Source organism: Celeribacter halophilus, from assembly GCF_018860305.1.
Classification (GTDB): Bacteria; Pseudomonadota; Alphaproteobacteria; order Rhodobacterales; family Rhodobacteraceae; genus Celeribacter; species Celeribacter halophilus_A.
The window spans coordinates 97,096-113,199 of sequence record NZ_JAHKPE010000040.1 but is presented as its reverse complement, the minus strand read 5'-3'; the positions used below and the strand labels follow the sequence as shown (position 1 = coordinate 113,199).

15 protein-coding genes are annotated in these 16,104 nt (G+C 59.4%); 4 read left to right on the top strand and 11 right to left on the bottom strand.

Annotation, left to right across the window (positions count from 1 at the left end):
* From ccoS to ccoN, 8 genes are all read right to left on the bottom strand, one after another.
* Positions 1-159 carry a cbb3-type cytochrome oxidase assembly protein CcoS gene (gene ccoS, locus KO492_RS17700; protein ID WP_066602579.1) on the bottom strand — a complete coding sequence of 53 codons (159 nt, stop codon included), beginning with the start codon at positions 157-159 and terminating at the stop codon, positions 1-3.
* A 36-nt stretch (positions 160-195) separates the two neighbouring features.
* On the bottom strand, positions 196-2,379 hold the full coding sequence (locus KO492_RS17695; RefSeq protein ID WP_216046188.1) for a heavy metal translocating P-type ATPase: 2,184 nt from the start codon (positions 2,377-2,379) through the stop codon (positions 196-198).
* Positions 2,380-2,397: 18 nt separating this feature from the next.
* Positions 2,398-2,856 carry a FixH family protein gene (locus KO492_RS17690; protein WP_216046187.1) on the bottom strand — a complete coding sequence of 153 codons (459 nt, stop codon included), beginning with the start codon at positions 2,854-2,856 and terminating at the stop codon, positions 2,398-2,400.
* Positions 2,857-2,859: 3 nt separating this feature from the next.
* The gene (ccoG, locus tag KO492_RS17685; RefSeq protein WP_216046186.1) at positions 2,860-4,305 is read right to left on the bottom strand and encodes a cytochrome c oxidase accessory protein CcoG; all 1,446 of its coding nucleotides are present in this window, start codon (positions 4,303-4,305) and stop codon (positions 2,860-2,862) included.
* A 295-nt stretch (positions 4,306-4,600) separates the two neighbouring features.
* Positions 4,601-5,479 carry a cytochrome-c oxidase, cbb3-type subunit III gene (gene ccoP / locus KO492_RS17680; protein WP_216046185.1) on the bottom strand — a complete coding sequence of 293 codons (879 nt, stop codon included), beginning with the start codon at positions 5,477-5,479 and terminating at the stop codon, positions 4,601-4,603.
* Complete coding sequence (locus tag KO492_RS17675) at positions 5,476-5,655, bottom strand: cbb3-type cytochrome oxidase subunit 3 (RefSeq protein ID WP_216046184.1); 180 nt, start codon at positions 5,653-5,655, stop codon at positions 5,476-5,478. The genes ccoP and KO492_RS17675 overlap by 4 nt, the downstream gene beginning before the upstream one ends.
* Before the next feature lie 12 nt (positions 5,656-5,667).
* A complete protein-coding gene (gene ccoO, locus KO492_RS17670; RefSeq protein ID WP_066602564.1) occupies positions 5,668-6,393 on the bottom strand; it encodes a cytochrome-c oxidase, cbb3-type subunit II in 726 nt (241 codons plus the stop codon).
* Between the two features lie 15 nt (positions 6,394-6,408).
* Entirely contained in the window at positions 6,409-8,004 is a 1,596-nt protein-coding gene (gene ccoN, locus KO492_RS17665) for a cytochrome-c oxidase, cbb3-type subunit I (protein WP_216046183.1), read from the bottom strand.
* A 367-nt stretch (positions 8,005-8,371) separates the two neighbouring features.
* Here ccoN and KO492_RS17660 point away from each other — a divergent pair, with 367 nt between their 5' ends.
* Complete coding sequence (locus KO492_RS17660; protein WP_216046182.1) at positions 8,372-9,211, top strand: universal stress protein; 840 nt, start codon at positions 8,372-8,374, stop codon at positions 9,209-9,211.
* 120 nt (positions 9,212-9,331) lie between these two features.
* On the opposite strand, the gene fnrL is transcribed toward KO492_RS17660, so the two are convergent.
* Positions 9,332-10,069, bottom strand: coding sequence for a transcriptional regulator FnrL (gene fnrL / locus KO492_RS17655; protein ID WP_216046181.1), 738 nt, complete (start codon positions 10,067-10,069; stop codon positions 9,332-9,334).
* Positions 10,070-10,136: 67 nt separating this feature from the next.
* Between fnrL and hemN the strand changes: the two genes are divergently transcribed.
* Together hemN and KO492_RS17645 are read left to right on the top strand one after the other, a co-directional pair.
* A complete protein-coding gene (gene hemN / locus KO492_RS17650) occupies positions 10,137-11,492 on the top strand; it encodes an oxygen-independent coproporphyrinogen III oxidase (RefSeq protein ID WP_216046180.1) in 1,356 nt (451 codons plus the stop codon).
* A gap of 108 nt (positions 11,493-11,600) precedes the next feature.
* Positions 11,601-12,995, top strand: a complete 1,395-nt coding sequence (locus KO492_RS17645) for an FAD-binding oxidoreductase (RefSeq protein WP_216046179.1) — start codon at positions 11,601-11,603, stop codon at positions 12,993-12,995.
* A gap of 27 nt (positions 12,996-13,022) precedes the next feature.
* Here the strand turns inward: KO492_RS17645 and hemC are convergent, their stop codons facing one another.
* The gene (gene hemC / locus KO492_RS17640) at positions 13,023-13,967 is read right to left on the bottom strand and encodes a hydroxymethylbilane synthase (protein WP_216046178.1); all 945 of its coding nucleotides are present in this window, start codon (positions 13,965-13,967) and stop codon (positions 13,023-13,025) included.
* A 114-nt stretch (positions 13,968-14,081) separates the two neighbouring features.
* On the opposite strand from hemC, the gene hemE reads away from it, so the two are divergent.
* Complete coding sequence (gene hemE, locus KO492_RS17635; RefSeq protein ID WP_216046177.1) at positions 14,082-15,116, top strand: uroporphyrinogen decarboxylase; 1,035 nt, start codon at positions 14,082-14,084, stop codon at positions 15,114-15,116.
* A gap of 57 nt (positions 15,117-15,173) precedes the next feature.
* Here the strand turns inward: hemE and hemF are convergent, their stop codons facing one another.
* Positions 15,174-16,067 carry an oxygen-dependent coproporphyrinogen oxidase gene (gene hemF, locus KO492_RS17630; protein ID WP_216046176.1) on the bottom strand — a complete coding sequence of 298 codons (894 nt, stop codon included), beginning with the start codon at positions 16,065-16,067 and terminating at the stop codon, positions 15,174-15,176.
* Between the last annotated feature and the right edge of the window lie 37 nt (positions 16,068-16,104).

Sequence of the window (16,104 nt, the reverse complement as noted above, 5' to 3'; positions counted from 1 at the left end):
TCAGGGCTTTGGATGGTCGTCATACTCGCCGGTCAGGATGCGGTTGGCGTCCCCTTCCGGATCGTCATACTGCCGCGAGCGGATCGACCAGAAGAACCCCACGAGGCCCAGCCCGCCGAGAAAGATCGAAATCGGGATGAGATAGACCAATACGTTCATAATTTCCCTCTCAAACGCGCCCCGAAGGTGCGTATCTCAGCGTTTCGTAAATCGCGTCAGGCGCAGCGCATTGAGCGACACCGTAATCGAACTGGCCGACATGGCAAGAGCCGCCGCCAGTGGTGTGGCAAAGCCCGCCAAGGCAATCGGCACAGCGATCAGGTTGTAAAGCGTTGCAATGTTGAAGTTTTCCTTGATCCGCTTCGTCGCGGAAACGGCAACCTGCGTGGCCTCCCCCAAGGGAGCAAGGCTTTTGCCCAGCAGCACCATGTCGGAGACGACCCGCGTTGCTTCCAGCGCGGAGGCGGGCGAGATCGACACATGCGCCGCCGCCAAGGCCGCCGTGTCATTAAGCCCGTCACCAACCATCAAAACCTTGCGACCGGATCGGGTCAGTTCGGCCACGCGCAGGGCCTTGGCCTCCGGCAGACATTCCGCATCCCACGCATCAATCCCGATCCGTCGGGCAATATCCGCAACGGCAGCGGGGGCGTCACCGGAGAGCAACACCACGTCCTTGCCCTGACGCTTGAGCGCGGTCACGGCCTCGGACACGCCCTCGCGCAAATGGTCCACAAAGGCAAAAGCCACGGGGGCCTCATCGCCAATTTTCAGATAGGTTGCCGTCTGTGCGAGCGCCTGCGTTTCAAGCCATGCAGCACGTCCCAAGCGCACGGGCATGCCGTCAAGCCGCCCTTCAACGCCCTGTCCGGGCACTTCGCGAATATCGCTGACGGGAGCAGGTTCTACACCAGCGGCCCGCGCCGCCTCAAAGAGGGCTGCGGAAAGCGGATGGGCCGAACCCGCCGCCAAGGCCATCGCCACGCTACGCGCATGGGGCGGGATGTCGGCCAGATTGGAAAGCTCCGGCCTGCCCTCGGTCAGCGTGCCCGTCTTGTCAAACACAACCGTGTCCACTTCGGCCAGACGCTCCAGAGCCGTGGCGGATTTAATCAGCATCCCCGAACGGAACAGCCGCCCCGAAGCCGCCGTGGTCACGGCTGGCACGGCCAGCCCCAGAGCACAGGGGCAGGTGATGATCAGAACCGCCACCGCGATATTCAGCGAATGACGCACATCTCCCGTGGCGATCATCCAGCCGATAAAGGCCGCGAGCGACAAAAGGTGCACGGCAGGGGCATAGACTTGCGCCGCACGATCCGCCAAGGAGGTGTATTTGTTGCGCGAGGTTTCCGCCATAGCCACCAGATCGGCCATGCGGTGCAGGGAGCTGTCCTCGCCCGCGGCGGTGACCTTCACCACCAGAGGGCCGGTCAGGTTGACCTCCCCCGCCGAGACAATGGTGTCCACGCCGGCTTCGACGGGCAGGCTCTCTCCGGTCAAAAGGGAGCGGTCCAACTCGGAAGCCCCTTCGACAACGATCCCGTCCACCGGCACCCGTGCGCCCGGAACGACACGGACCAAAGCGCCTTTGGCAAGGTCAGCTATAGAGACCACAGTGCCATCCGCCAATGTGGCACGCGGCACTTCAAGCGCGGCCAGTTCTTCGGCGGCAGAGCGCGCTACAGAGCGCGTGCGATAGTCGAGATAGCGCCCCGCCAGAAGGAAGAAGGTCAGCGACAGAGCCGCATCGAAATAGGCATGACGGCCGGATTCCATTGTCTCGAACAGCGACATGCCGCCCGCCAGAAGGATCGCCAGCGAGATGGGCACATCCATATTGAGACGCCTGACCCTCAGCGCAGACCATGCGGAGCCGAAGAACGGCTGGGCCGCATAGGCAATCGCGGGCAAGGCGATGGCGGCTGAAATCCAGTGGAACATATCGCGGGTGACATCCGAGGCCCCCGACCAGACCGCGATGGACAACAGCATCACGTTCATCATGGCAAAGCCCGACACGGCGATGCGGGTCAGGATCGCGCGACCTTTCCGGTCGGTTTCCGTGGCAGAGATCGCGCCGGCGTCCAGTTCATAAGCCTCATATCCGGCCCGCGTGAGCGCGGAGATCAGGTCATCGACAGAGACGTCTTCGTCGGCATCCACCTGCGCGCGTTTGAGCGTCAGGTTCACCCGCGCCGCACGCACGCCCGGCTGTTTGATCAACTCGCGCTCGACCCCCGAGATACAGGCCGCGCAATAGATTGCAGGCAGGGACAGGACAAAGCGGGTATCACGCACATCACGCGCATGGGCCGCCTCTTCCGCAGCAGGCGCCGCGACACAGGCCGGACAGGCCGAGATTTGAACCTCAGACATCCCTCGCCCTCCCCATCATCAGCGTTTCACGTGAATAACAACGCGCTGGGTGAAATGCGTGCCATCAAGCGCCTTGGCCACCATGCGATAGTTCCAGTTGCCCTCGGCCAGAACACCCGTTTGGGCGACATAGGCCTCACCGTTGAAGGTAAATTCCGGCGTCTGGTCCTCTGTCACGGTTGTGGCGCGACCCAATGTGCCACCGATTTCCGCAACCTCGACCGGATTGCCCTGCGCATCACGAATATAGACGAACAGGTTTTCCTGATCATCCACCGCCTCGACCGTCCAGCCCAGTGCTTCCTGAGCCTGTTTGTCACGGTTGAAGGTCTGGGACACACCATAGGAATTGGCGGTTTCCAGACCGGGGAATGTCCTTACGGCCTGCACAGCCATAAAGATATTCACCCCGATGATCACAGAAAATGCAGACACAGTTCCGATAAGAACATGTTTGCCGGTGATTTCGCGCGCCATGGATTATTGTCCTTTCCCGTTGAACACGGTGTCGACGGAGACACGTTCATTGGCCACACCATCTTCGACCCAGAAGGTAAAGTCCGTTCGGTCGGACGTGGCCGCTTTGGAGCCCGCAGGCGCCTCGACATAGGCCCGCACGATCCGCATTTCATCGGCGTTCACCGCGATCGTATCGCCAAGCGTGTTGTCGGCCCCTTGCAAGGTCACCGTCAGCGTATCATCGCCCGACACGCTCACACGGAACTCGCGCTGCTCGCCATGTTTGTTGCGCAGACGCAGGTCATAAATGTTGCGGATCGCTCCATCGGATTGCAACACATAGGTCGGGTTGCGCACCGGTGCCACGGTCATGTCGATGTCCGAGCGGATGAACAGGGCAAACAGAAGCGCAAAGCCCACGCTGGACCAGAGCACAGTGTAGAGAATCGTGCGCGGACGGAAGATGTGTTTCCAGACCGGCTTCGGCTCCTGACCGGAGATTTCACGCGGCTCGTCGGTCAGCGCCATGTAGTCGATCAGGCCACGCGGCTTGCCAATCTTGTCCATCATTTCGTCACAGGCGTCGATGCAGAGCGCGCAGGTGATACATTCAAGCTGCTGACCATCGCGGATGTCGATCCCCATCGGACAGACGTTCACGCAAGCCATACAGTCAATGCAATCGCCCATCTCGGCAGCATTGGCCCCTTTGCGGTGCTTGCCGCGCGGCTCCCCGCGCCAGTGGCGATATGCGACGACCAGCGTATCCTCGTCCATCATCGCGGCCTGAATACGCGGCCACGGGCAGGCGTAGATACAGATTTGCTCACGCGCAATCGCGCCGAAGAATACGGTGGTGGCTGTCAGAATACCCAGTGTCAGATAGGCCGCAGGATGCGCATGTCCGGTCACCAGATCGACCAGCAGGGTCGGCGCATCGGCAAAGTAGAACACCCAGGCCCCGCCGGTTGCCAGACCGATCAGAATCCATGACAGGTATTTGATCGCACGCAGGCGGATCTTGCGCATATCCCATTTCTTTTGTCGGTGCAGACGCAGACGCGCGTTGCGATCCCCTTCGATCCAGCGCTCCACCAGAATGAACAGGTCCGTCCAGACGGTTTGCGGACAGGCATAGCCACACCACACACGACCGGCGGCAGATGTGAAGAGGAACAGCCCGAGCCCCGCCATGATCAGAAGGCCCGCGATGAAATAGAATTCATGCGGCCAGATTTCGATCCAGAAGAAAAAGAACCGGCGGTTGGCAAGATCAATCAGGATCGCCTGATCCGGCAGTTCGGGTCCACGGTCCCACCTGATCCACGGCGACAGGTAATAGATCCCCAGCGTGACCGCCATGATGATCCATTTCAGGTTGCGAAACTTGCCTTTTACCCGTCGCGGAAAAATCGGTTCGCGGGACGCATAAAGTTTCTCTTCGGGGGGGGTGTCGGTAGAGCTCATGGAGCGTTGCCTTCTTACACTGTTCGCGTTTTCCCTTATTGCGAGGGAGGGATTTGCGCAGCCTTGATGTGAATCAAGATATTTTGAAATCGCGCTAAAGACGCATTAAAAAAACATCTTTGGGATGTGACATGCTGCCACGTCCGCGCCGCGATCCGATATTTTTCCGGTATGAGGAGACCGCAGCGCCAAGGTGCTGCGGTCTCCGGATTTGTTGGCACCGACCCTGAAGAAACGCGCGAACAGGATCAAGGGCCGGCGCCTTAACCCGGACGTTACCGTCCGGATTTCGGGGTTATTGACCGCCGCCCAACTGGTGGACGTAGAGCGCGGCCGCATTCACCTCGGCCTGCGTCAGACGCTGACCCCAAGCGGGCATCACGCCGAAGCGGGCGTTGAACACCGTGTCATAGACCGTGTCGTGATCACCGCCGTAGAGCCAGATGGCGTCGGTCAGGTCGGGCGCACCTTGGTAGATGTCGCCGGTTCCATCTTCGCCGTGACAGGAGGCGCAGTTGTATTCGAACACTTCCGCACCGGCTGCCGCCAGTTCGACGTCATATGTGCCGCCCACAAGGTTGGTCCCATCGCCTTCCGGATCGGACAGGGACATGGCAAAGGCCACGACCTGATCGATTTCCTCGTCGGCCAGCAACTCGTCCGCGCCGAATTTCGGCATTTCGGAGTAGCGGGCCTCGTCAGTTTCGTTCCGGACACCGTGCTGGATGGTATAGGCCACCTCATCAATGGTGCCACCCCAGAGCCAGTCATTGTCGAGAAGGTTCGGATAGCCGAAGTTCCCTGCCGCACCGGAACCGTGGCACTGCGAACAGTTGGCGCGGAACACGGCAGCGCCCATGTTCACACCATAGCTGTGCACATCGGAGCCGGGTTCGATCATTGTAACGTCTGCGGCGGCCAGTTCGGCGTTCACGGCGGCGTTCATTTCCTCGAAAGAGGCAATTTTCTCCGCCACTTCGGCACGCGTCGACCATCCGAGGACACCGGCGGTTGCCGATTTGATCCCCGGCCATGCGGGCATGGCAATGGTGTAGGCAATCCCCCAGAGGATACAGGCATACCAGACCAGCAACCACCAGCGCGGAAGCGGGTTGTTGAGCTCTTCAATGCCGTCCCACGAGTGGCCTGTGGTTTCCACTTCTTTCTTACTCATGTCCTCGCCTCCTTTTCGGCGGGTTTGTCTTCATGCCGGAAGATGATGTCGGCCGTGTCGCGGTGTTCCTTGCGCGAGCCCGGGCGGAACGCCCAGATCACAGCGCCGATAAAGAACACGAACATGGCCAAAAGCACCCAGCTGTCGGCAAATTCGCGAAGGATGTGATAATCCATCTCAAGCCCTCCTTAACGAGAGGCGTCGGGCGTAAAGGTCGAGAAATCGACCAGTGTTCCGAGCATCTGCATATAGGCGATGAGCGCATCCATTTCCGTGATTCCGTCCTTGCCGTCGAAGTTCGACACCACGGCACCCGGATAGCGTTCCAACAGGCCATCGGTATCGGCCCACGGGTCGGCTTGGGCTTCGAAATCCGCCTTCGCAAGTTCGATCATCTCGTCGGTATAGGGCACACCCACGATCCGGTGCGTCGACAACAGATCCTCGATATACTCGGGCTCGATGTAACGCTCGGCGAGGAAGCCGTATTTCGGCATGACCGATTCCGGCACAACCGATTGCGGGTTGGTCAAGTGATCCACATGCCACGCATCCGAGTAACGACCACCCACACGGGCAAGGTCGGGACCGGTCCGTTTGGAGCCCCACTGGAACGGGTGATCGTATTTCGATTCCGCAGCCAGCGAGTAGTGACCGTAGCGCTCCACCTCGTCACGCATCGGGCGGATCATTTGCGAGTGACAGACGTAGCAGCCTTCACGCACATAGATTTCCCGCCCTGTGAGTTCCAGCGGGGAGTAGGGGCGCACGCCCTCTACATCCTCGATGGTGTTTTCAAGGTAGAACAAAGGAGCGATCTCGACGATCCCGCCCACGGTGACGACCAGAAGGGCGCCGACCATGAGCAAAGTGCCGTTGGTTTCGATAATCTTATGCTTATCAATGAGAGCCATAGTCCAAACCCTCCCTTATTCTGCCGGCACGGCAGCAGCGACATCCGCTTTCACGGGGCTGCGACGCACGGTCATGACGAGGTTGTAGCACATGATGATTGCACCGGTGAGGTAAAGCACCCCGCCCAAAGCACGCACCACATACATCGGATGTTTGGCAGACACGGTGTCAGCGAATGCGTTCACAAGGAAGCCCTGGCTGTCCACTTCGCGCCACATCAGGCCTTCCATGATACCGGTCACCCACATGGACGCGGCGTAGAGCACGATCCCGATGGTGGCGAGCCAGAAGTGCCAGGACACGAGGCCAAGGCTATAGAGACGCTGACGGTTCCACAGAGCCGGCACGAGGTAGTACAGCGCACCAAAGGTGATCATACCGTTCCAGCCCAGCGCACCGGAGTGCACGTGACCGATGGTCCAGTCGGTGTAGTGGGACAGCGAGTTGACCGCACGGATCGACATCATCGGCCCTTCAAAGGTCGACATGCCGTAGAAGCCCACGGAAATCACCATCATACGGATCACAGGATCGGTCCGCAGCTTGTCCCATGCGCCGGACAGCGTCATCAGACCGTTGATCATACCACCCCAAGAGGGCATCCACAGGATCACAGAGAACACCATGCCGAGGGTCGAGGCCCAGTCCGGCAGCGCGGTGTAGTGCAGGTGGTGCGGACCGGCCCAGATGTAGATGAAGATCAGCGCCCAGAAGTGGATGATCGACAGCTTGTAGGAGAACACCGGACGTTCGGCCTGTTTCGGCACGAAATAGTACATCATGCCCAGAAAGCCTGCGGTCAGGAAGAAGCCCACAGCGTTGTGGCCATACCACCATTGCGTCATGGCATCCTGAACACCGGACATCACCATAACGGAGCGCGAGCCGAGAATCGAAATCGGAATCGCCAGATTGTTGACGATATGAAGCATCGCGATGGTGATGATGAAGGACAGGTAGAACCAGTTGGCCACGTAGATATGCTTTTCCTTGCGCATAAAGATCGTGCCCATGAAGGTCACCAGATAGGCCACCCAGACAATGGTCAGCCAAAGGTCAATATACCATTCAGGTTCGGCATATTCTTTCGACTGGGTCACACCCATCAGGTAGCCGGTTGCGGCCAGAACGATGAAGAGGTTGTAGCCCCAGAACACAAACCAGCCGAGGCCTCCGCCCCAAAGACGCGCCGCCGAGGTGCGCTGCACCACATAGAAAGACGTCGCGATCAAGGCGTTCCCGCCAAAAGCAAAAATCACCGCAGAGGTGTGCAGCGGGCGCAGGCGCCCGAAGTTGCCATAGCCCTGCAGGAACTCGAAGTTCAACTGCGGGAAAGCGAGCTGGAAGGCAATGTACGTCCCCGCGAGGAAGCCCACAACGCCCCAGCCCGCAGTGGCGATGACACCTGCGCGCACAACACCGTCAAAGTAGCCTTCCGGCTTCGGTTTGACGTCACCTGTCGTGCGCAGGGTGTAAATAAAGGTGATGGCTGCAGCGGCCATAAAGATGAGCGCATGCACTTGATATGCAAAATCGCGCCCGTAGTTGGCGGCAAGGCCGAAAAGGATCACCGCGACCCCCAGCACTGCCAGCTTAATATAGTTCCACATGTTGCGTCCCTTCGTTCATTCGCCCTTGTCAGTAGGGCATAGTCGTCCCGCGTTCGACCCACGGGTGTCGACATTCAGCGGTTTGTCTCACATCTCTGTGACCAACCTTGATCTGAGTCAAAACACTGACATTTACGATTTTTATGCAACAGATTCCCAGCCCGCCTTTTCCGAACCGCGATGATCCGTCGCAGCCATGTTCGCGTCTCTAGTGTGCCTTCTCTTGCCGAATTCACAAAGCCAAAACAGGCAAAGAGCCGCACAAATCGACACGCACCTCCCTTTTGTTGATCTCAATCAATGCTACATTTTTCAGATAGAGCCATGCTCTGAGCAGAAACGACACAACGCGAGAAGGGAGGCGAACATGCCTTTCAAAACCATTACAACGATCATGTGCGACATGGAGGCCGACCGCCACGCACTTGATGCAGCGGTTGCCTTGGCACGACGCGAAGAAGGTCACCTCGACGTGATCTGTCTTGGCCTCGACCGGACCCAACCCGGTTTCTATTACGCGGGCACCAATGCCATGGCCTTGCAGGACAACCTGCAACAGGCGCAGGCTGACAGCAAAAAGGTTGAGGAAGATGTTTCCGATTACCTGAAGGCCGAGGAAATTCCTTGGGTTACCAACCCTGTCACCGCACAGATGGCCGGGCTGACCCCGCAACTTGCGCATTTCCTGCGCTTCTCCGATGTGGTCGTCCTGCCCCGCCCGTATGGTCCGGGCCGCGGACACGAGCATGAAGAAATTCTCGAAGCCGCATTGTTCTCCGGTCATGTACCGGTGCTCGTCGTCCCCGACGGCATCACGGTCGCAGACAATATCAACCGTGTGGTTGTGGCATGGAACGAAAGTGCCGAGGCGCTTGGGGCCGTCCGCTCCGCCCTGCCGATTCTGCAAAAGGCCGATCTGGTCGACATCACCATCATCGACCCGCCGCAACATGGCCCCGACCGGTCCGATCCGGGTGGTTCCCTGTGCCAGATGCTTGTCCGTCATGGCGTCCGCGCCGAGGTGTCGGTGCTGGCAAAAACCATGCCGCGCGTCTCCGATGTGCTGATGCGGCAACTGACCGACAAGGATGCCGACATGCTGGTGATGGGGGCCTATGGCCACTCGCGCTTCCGCGAATCCATCTTGGGCGGCGCGACACGGCACATGCTTGAACTGGCCGAAGTGCCGGTGCTCATGTCCCACTAAAGCATTTCGGGTCAAACCGGTCTGCGTGATTTCCCTCGTGCGCGGGCCGGAGTCCCAAAAGAAACCCCGCAGAAAATTCTGCGGGGTTTCTTTATTCTCAGCGTTCAAAATTTCGAAAAATCAGATCAAACCGCCATCGGTGTCATCACCCGTTTCTATCTGAAGCCGGTCATAATCGGGAATGATCACCTTCCGCTTGCCCTCAAGCGTGATCACACCTTCGCGTTTCAGCGCCGAAATCTGCCGCGACACCGTTTCCAGCGTCAGCCCCAGATAATCAGCCATCGACTCACGGGTCAGCGGCAACTCGAAACTCATGCCGTCGCCAGCCGTGGTCAGCTCCAGAGAGGCCTCGCGGCGGGCGATGATCGCCAGAAGCGAGGCAATCTTTTCACGCGCGGTCTTGCGACCGAGAATCAGCATCCATTCACGCGCCGCATCCAGCTCGTCGAGCGTCATCTCCAACAATCGCTGGCTGACATGCGGCGTGTGTAGCATCATCTGCTCGAACGGTTTACGCCGGAAACAACACAGGGTCAGGTTCGACACGGCAACCACGTCATATGGGGCAAATTCGCGTCCCGGACGGCCAAGGAAATCAGACGGCAGCAAAAGCCCGACCATCTGGGTTCGCCCGTCTTCCATCGCCTGACTCAAAGATGCCACGCCCGTGACCACGGAGGCCACGAAGTCCATACGGTCCCCCGACCAGATGATCGGCTGGCCCGCCTCGTAAGAGCGATAATATTTGATCGAATCCAGCTCTTCGAGCTCATCGGCCTCACATCGCGCACAAACGGCCCGATGGCGGATCGGGCACGAACCGCATTCTTTGTGGTCAAAAGTCTTGTCGCTCATTATGTGCGCTCGCAATTCTTGATCTGGGTCAAGGCACCGGATCTATGATTCACTAGAGCGTATCCGTATGAACAAACACACGCAACTCCGCAAGCTGGGCCTCTTCGATGCTCGTGTGCCTCGCTACACAAGCTATCCGACAGCGCCGCATTTTGGCAACACAACCTCTGCGGAGGATGTGGGAAGCTGGATGGGCTCTCTCAATCCTGCACAGCCGATCTCGCTCTATGTGCATGTGCCCTTCTGCCGTCGCCTGTGTTGGTTCTGTGCCTGCCGGACGCAAGGCACCACCACCGCCAGCCCTGTGGCCGCTTATGTCGAGACTCTCAAAGCAGAGCTTGCCCTGATCAAGACACGGATGCCCGAGGGAATCAAAATCGGCCACCTGCATTGGGGCGGCGGCACACCAACGCTTCTGGACGCGCAGATGATTGCCGATCTTTCCGGCAGCATCCGCGATCTGGCCGATTTCGCGCCGGAATACGAATTTTCCGTCGAGGTGGACCCGAACGAAATCGACGATTCGCGCCTTGATGCTCTGGCCGAAGCGGGCATGAACCGCGCCTCTATCGGGGTGCAGGACTTTGATCCGCAAATTCAGGAGACCATTGGCCGCATACAGTCCTACGAGACAACGAAAGCTGCCGTAGACGGTCTTCGCGCACGCGGCATCCGCTCGCTCAACGCCGACATTCTCTACGGCCTGCCGGGTCAAACACAGGAGAAAATCTCCGAAAGCGTGCAAAAACTTCTGTCCCTCTCACCGGATCGCGTGGCTTTGTTCGGCTACGCCCATGTCCCGTGGATGGCACGGCGGCAAAACATGATCCCGACCGACGAACTGCCCACCCCTGAAGAGCGGCTGGACCTGTTCAATATCGCGCGCGATCTGTTTGTCTGGGACGACTACGCCGAAATCGGCATCGACCACTTTGCCAAGAAAGGTGACGGGCTTGAAGTCGCGCTGCGTACCGGCAAACTGCGCCGCAATTTCCAAGGCTATACGGATGACAAATGTCCGACCATGGTCGGCGTCGGAGCCTCATCGATTGCAAAATATCCGCAAGGCTATGCCCAGAACCAGCCCTCAACCTCGAAATACCAGTCCGAAGTGCGCGCCGGACATCTGCCTATTGCCAAAGGTCATGTCTTTACCGCAGAAGACCATCTGCGGGGCCGGATTATCGAAGCTCTGATGTGCGACTTCAGGGTCGAAGCCGCAGAGCTGGCGCAACGTTTCGGCCTCACCGCGCAGGCCTTCGACGGTTTCGCCACAAGCGTGCAAGCGGCCTTTCCAGATATGCTCGATATTTCGCCGGAACGCATCGTCATCCGCGAGGAGGCGCGCCCCCTGACCCGCATGATCGCACGGCATTTCGATGCCTATGACATGACACAGGCGCAGCACTCCTCAGCGGTCTGATCCGGCACAAAGCAGATCAAAGCCCCGCCACAGGCGGGTCTTTCGCCTCCCCCTCTTGCCTTCCTCCATGTTTCGCAGGACAACCGGCACAACAACCGGAGACCGATCATGGACATTCTTTCCCGCCTCGCAGACATCACCCCCCATGTGCTCACAGGCGATGACGCCCTACCCTACGGGCGCGACTGGGTGGGGAAATACGAAACTAAACCTCTGGCCGTTGTGCGCCCCGGCTCCACGCAAGAAGTCTCGGAGATTCTCGCGCTTTGCCATGAAACCGGCACGCCCGTCGTTCCGATGGGCGGCAACACCGGCCTGACCGGTGCGACCGCCGCCGAAGCTATGCTTGTCCTCTCGCTGGACCGGATGCAGACCATTCGCGAAATCCGGCCGGACGCACGGCTTGCCGTGGTGGAAGCAGGAGTGATCCTGCAAAACCTGCATGACGCCACCGCCGAACATGGCCTGTCCTATCCGATGTCTTTCGGCGCAAAGGGATCGGCGCGGATCGGCGGCACGCTCGCGACGAATGCGGGGGGCTCGAATGTTCTGCGGTATGGCAACACCCGCGATCTGTGCCTCGGGGTCGAAGTTGTCCTCGCCGACGGGCGCGTGCTTGATCTCATGAGCGAGTTGCACAAGGACAATTCCGGCTATGACCTGCGCGATCTGATGATCGGCTCCGAGGGCACGCTGGGCGTCATCACCGCCGCCGTCCTGAAACTCGTCCCGAAACCATTGGCTTATGCCACCGCAATGGTCACTGTGCCGACCCTCTCCGCAGCCTTGCGCCTTTTGAACGCACTGCAAACCCGCACGGGGGGCATGGTCGAAGCATTCGAATATATGCCGCGGGATTACATGGAAAATCTGGAACGCTACCGTCCGGACCTGACCCCGCCTCTGGGATACGATCAGGATCATACCATCTTCCTCGAAATCGCCTCGACCGTGCCGCGCGACTGCACGCCGGATGAGGACGGACAGCTACCGCTTGCCGCGCAGCTGGAAGAGACCTTGGGCGAGATGTTCGAAGAGGGGCTTGTGCTTGATGCCGCCTTGGCCCAGTCGGAGACGCAGCGGGCCTTGATGTGGACCATCCGCGAAGTGGCCGCCGAGATTTCCGTAGCGGTCAAACCTGTGGTGATCAATGATCTTTGCCTGCCCGTCGATCAGGTCGAAACCTTCCTGAACCGCGCCGAAGCCAAGCTGCGCGCGCTGGATCCGGAGTTCGGCACCTGTGTGGTTAGCCACCTTGGCGATGGCAATGTGCATTACACGGTTTTCCCCTCGACAGAGGCGCTCATTGATCCGCTGATGGAAGCGGTTGAGGATATTGTGAAAGACATGCGCGGGAGCTTCTCGGCAGAACACGGCATCGGGCTTGGGAAACTTCCCTCCATGCGGCGGCGCAAAGACCCCGTGGCGCTAGAGATGATGCACGCCATCAAGACTGTGTTTGATCCGAAAGGGATTCTGAACCCCGGCAAAACCCTGCCCTGAGTATAGGGTATCGCGCAGGGCTGGCCGTTATTTCCAGTCGAAGAACCCGTCGCCCGCGCGTTCCAGAAGTTTCTCCGCCATCTCGATTCCCATAGCCGCTCCGTCTTCGACCGGACCGGTCATGTCGTCGGTGAGGCTCTCCGAGCCGTCCGAGCGCAGGATTTCTCCGCGCAGCCGGATCGTGCCGCCATCGACCTCAGCCAGCCCCGCAATCGGTGTCTGACAGGAGCCGTCAAGCTTGGCGAGAAACGCACGTTCACAGGCCATCGCCTGCCCCGTCGGAACATGGTGAAGCGCCGCGAGCATCTCCGCGATATGGTGATCTGCGGCGCGATGCTCGATGGAAATCGCCCCCTGCGCCACGGCAGGCAGCATCTCTTCGGCTGTCACCGCCGTGCGCGGCACATCCGCATAGCCGAGACGGTTCAGTCCGGCCATCGCAAGGAATGTTGCGTCGGCCACGCCCTCCTCGAGTTTCTTCAGGCGGGTCTGAACGGAACCGCGAAATTCGACGACGTTGAGATCGGGCCGTTTGTTCAACAGTTGCGCCTTGCGCCGCAAGGAAGACGAACCAACCGTGGCCCCCTGTGGCAAATCACGCAGCGCCTTGCCGTCGAGCGAGATGAACGCATCAAACGGGTTCTCGCGCGGCAGGAATGTGCCCAGAACCAAACCCTCCGGCTGTTCCACCGACATATCCTTGGTCGAGTGAACCGCAATATCAACCTCACCGGACAAAAGCCGGTCTTCGATCTCTTTGGAAAACAGCCCCTTGCCGCCCAATTCCCGCAAGGAACGATCCTGAACGCGGTCGCCACGGGTGGACAGGCTGACCACCTCGAACGCCTCTTCCGGCAGGTCGAAAGCGGCCATCAAACGGTCACGCGCCTCATAGGCCTGCGCCAGCGCAAGCGGAGAGCTACGGGTGCCGATTTTCAGCGGTTGGGCGGGAGTGGGCAAGGTCAAAGTCATACCCAAGGCTTACCTGCGGCAGATCGGCCTGACAAGGCGGGAAAACCGCTTGTTTGCTTGACAAAACCGCGCAGGACAGGGACCAGTGCAGGACACGAACACGGGAGGCCGCAGATGACCGACAAGACAATTCTGAAAGCACTCAAAGGCGAGACCCAGAAAGTGCCGCCGATCTGGATGATGCGTCAGGCCGGACGGTATTTGCCCGAATATCGCGCCACGCGGGCCGAAGCCGGTGACTTTCTCTCCCTGTGCTACAACTCCGATCTTGCCGCCGAAGTGACGCTTCAGCCGATCCGGCGTTTCGGGTTTGATGCGGCAATCCTTTTTGCCGATATCCTGTTGTTGCCGCAGGCTCTGGGCGCGGATCTTTGGTTTGTCACTGGCGAAGGTCCACGGCTTTCGACCATCACCGAAGACGCCGACTTCGCCAAACTCAAAGGCAAGGACGACATCCACGACAAGCTGGCACCGATTTACGAGACCGTCAAAATCCTCTCAACGGAACTCCCGAAAGAGACCACACTCATCGGCTTTGCGGGCGCGCCATGGACCGTTGCGACCTATATGATCGCCGGACGCGGCACACCGGATCAGGGGCCGGCCCATGCATTGCGTGAAGGCAATGTGGAGCTGTTCGAGAAGGTGATCGACCTGCTCACGGTCTCCACAATCGAATATCTCGACATGCAAATCCGTGCGGGTGCCGAAGTGGTCAAACTCTTTGACAGCTGGGCCGGAAGCCTCAAAGGCGAGGCTTTCGAGAAATATGCAGTCGAACCGGCAAGGATCATCACCCGCGAACTCAAACGTCGCCATGACAATATTCCCGTGATCGGCTTCCCGCGTGAGGCTGGCGACGGCTACATCGGCTTCCACAAGAAAACCGGCGTCGATTGCGTCGCTTTGGACAATTCCGTCACGCCAGAGTGGGGCGCGGAACATGTGCAGGTCGACGGCTGTGTGCAGGGCAACCTTGCGTCTTCGCATATGGTCACGGGCGGGCAGGCTTTGATCGACGAGGTGCGCCATGTACGCGAGGCCTTCTCGAAGGGCCCGCATATTTTCAACCTCGGCCACGGGATCACCCCCGACGCGGACCCCGACAACGTGAGCCTGATGATCGAGACGTTGCGCGAAAACGCATAAATAAAAGCCCCGTTAAACGCGGGGCTTTTTTTGAGTATTTAAACCATTAGAAAGCCGTCACACCCATTTTGCCATGGGCGGCAGCGACATCAGCACCGCATCTGGATTGTGACCGGTCTCCAGACCGAATTTTGTGCCGCGATCATAGACCAGATTATATTCCGCATAGAGACCACGATGGACAAGCTGACGATCCTTGTCGGCCTCTGTCCACGGCGTATCGCGGCGCTTTTCCGTCACGCCGAGGAAGGCGGGGAGGAAGGCGCGGCCGACGTCCTGGGTAAAGGCAAAGTCCTTTTCCCAGTCGCCCGTGTTGAGATCATCATAGAAAATACCTCCCACACCGCGCGCGCGTCCTCTGTGCGGAATGTAGAAATATTCGTCCGCCCATGCTTTGAAACGCGGGTAATACGCGGGATCGTGGCGGTCACAGTGCTCTTTTTGAACGGCGTGGAAGGCCTTTGTGTCTTCGTCATATTCGATGCACGGGTTCAGATCGGAGCCGCCGCCAAACCACCAGCCATGCGGCGTCCAGAACATCCGCGTGTTCATGTGAACGGCAGGCGTATGGGGATTTTGCATATGGGCGACAAGAGAAATGCCTGCGGCCCAGAACCGCGGATCGTCTTTCATCCCCGGCAGGCCCTTGCGCGCTGCCATAGCGTTTTGCGCCCGTTCGCCGAGAGAGCCATAGACGGTGGAGACATTGACGCCGACCTTCTCGAATACACGCCCGTCACGCATCACAGACATAAGGCCACCGCCCGCGTCCGTTCCGTCGTCCGACTGGCGCTGGGTCTTGGTGACTTCGAAACGTCCCGCCGGACGGTCGGCGAAAGGTCCGCTCACCTGCGTGTCTTCGAGCGCCTCGAACGCGGACACGATCTGATCACGCAAACTGCGGAACCATGCGCTGGCGCGGTCTTTTTCGGTTTTCATCTCATCGCTCATCGGGGCGGTCCTTCTTTCTCGTCTCGAGGGCAGGTAA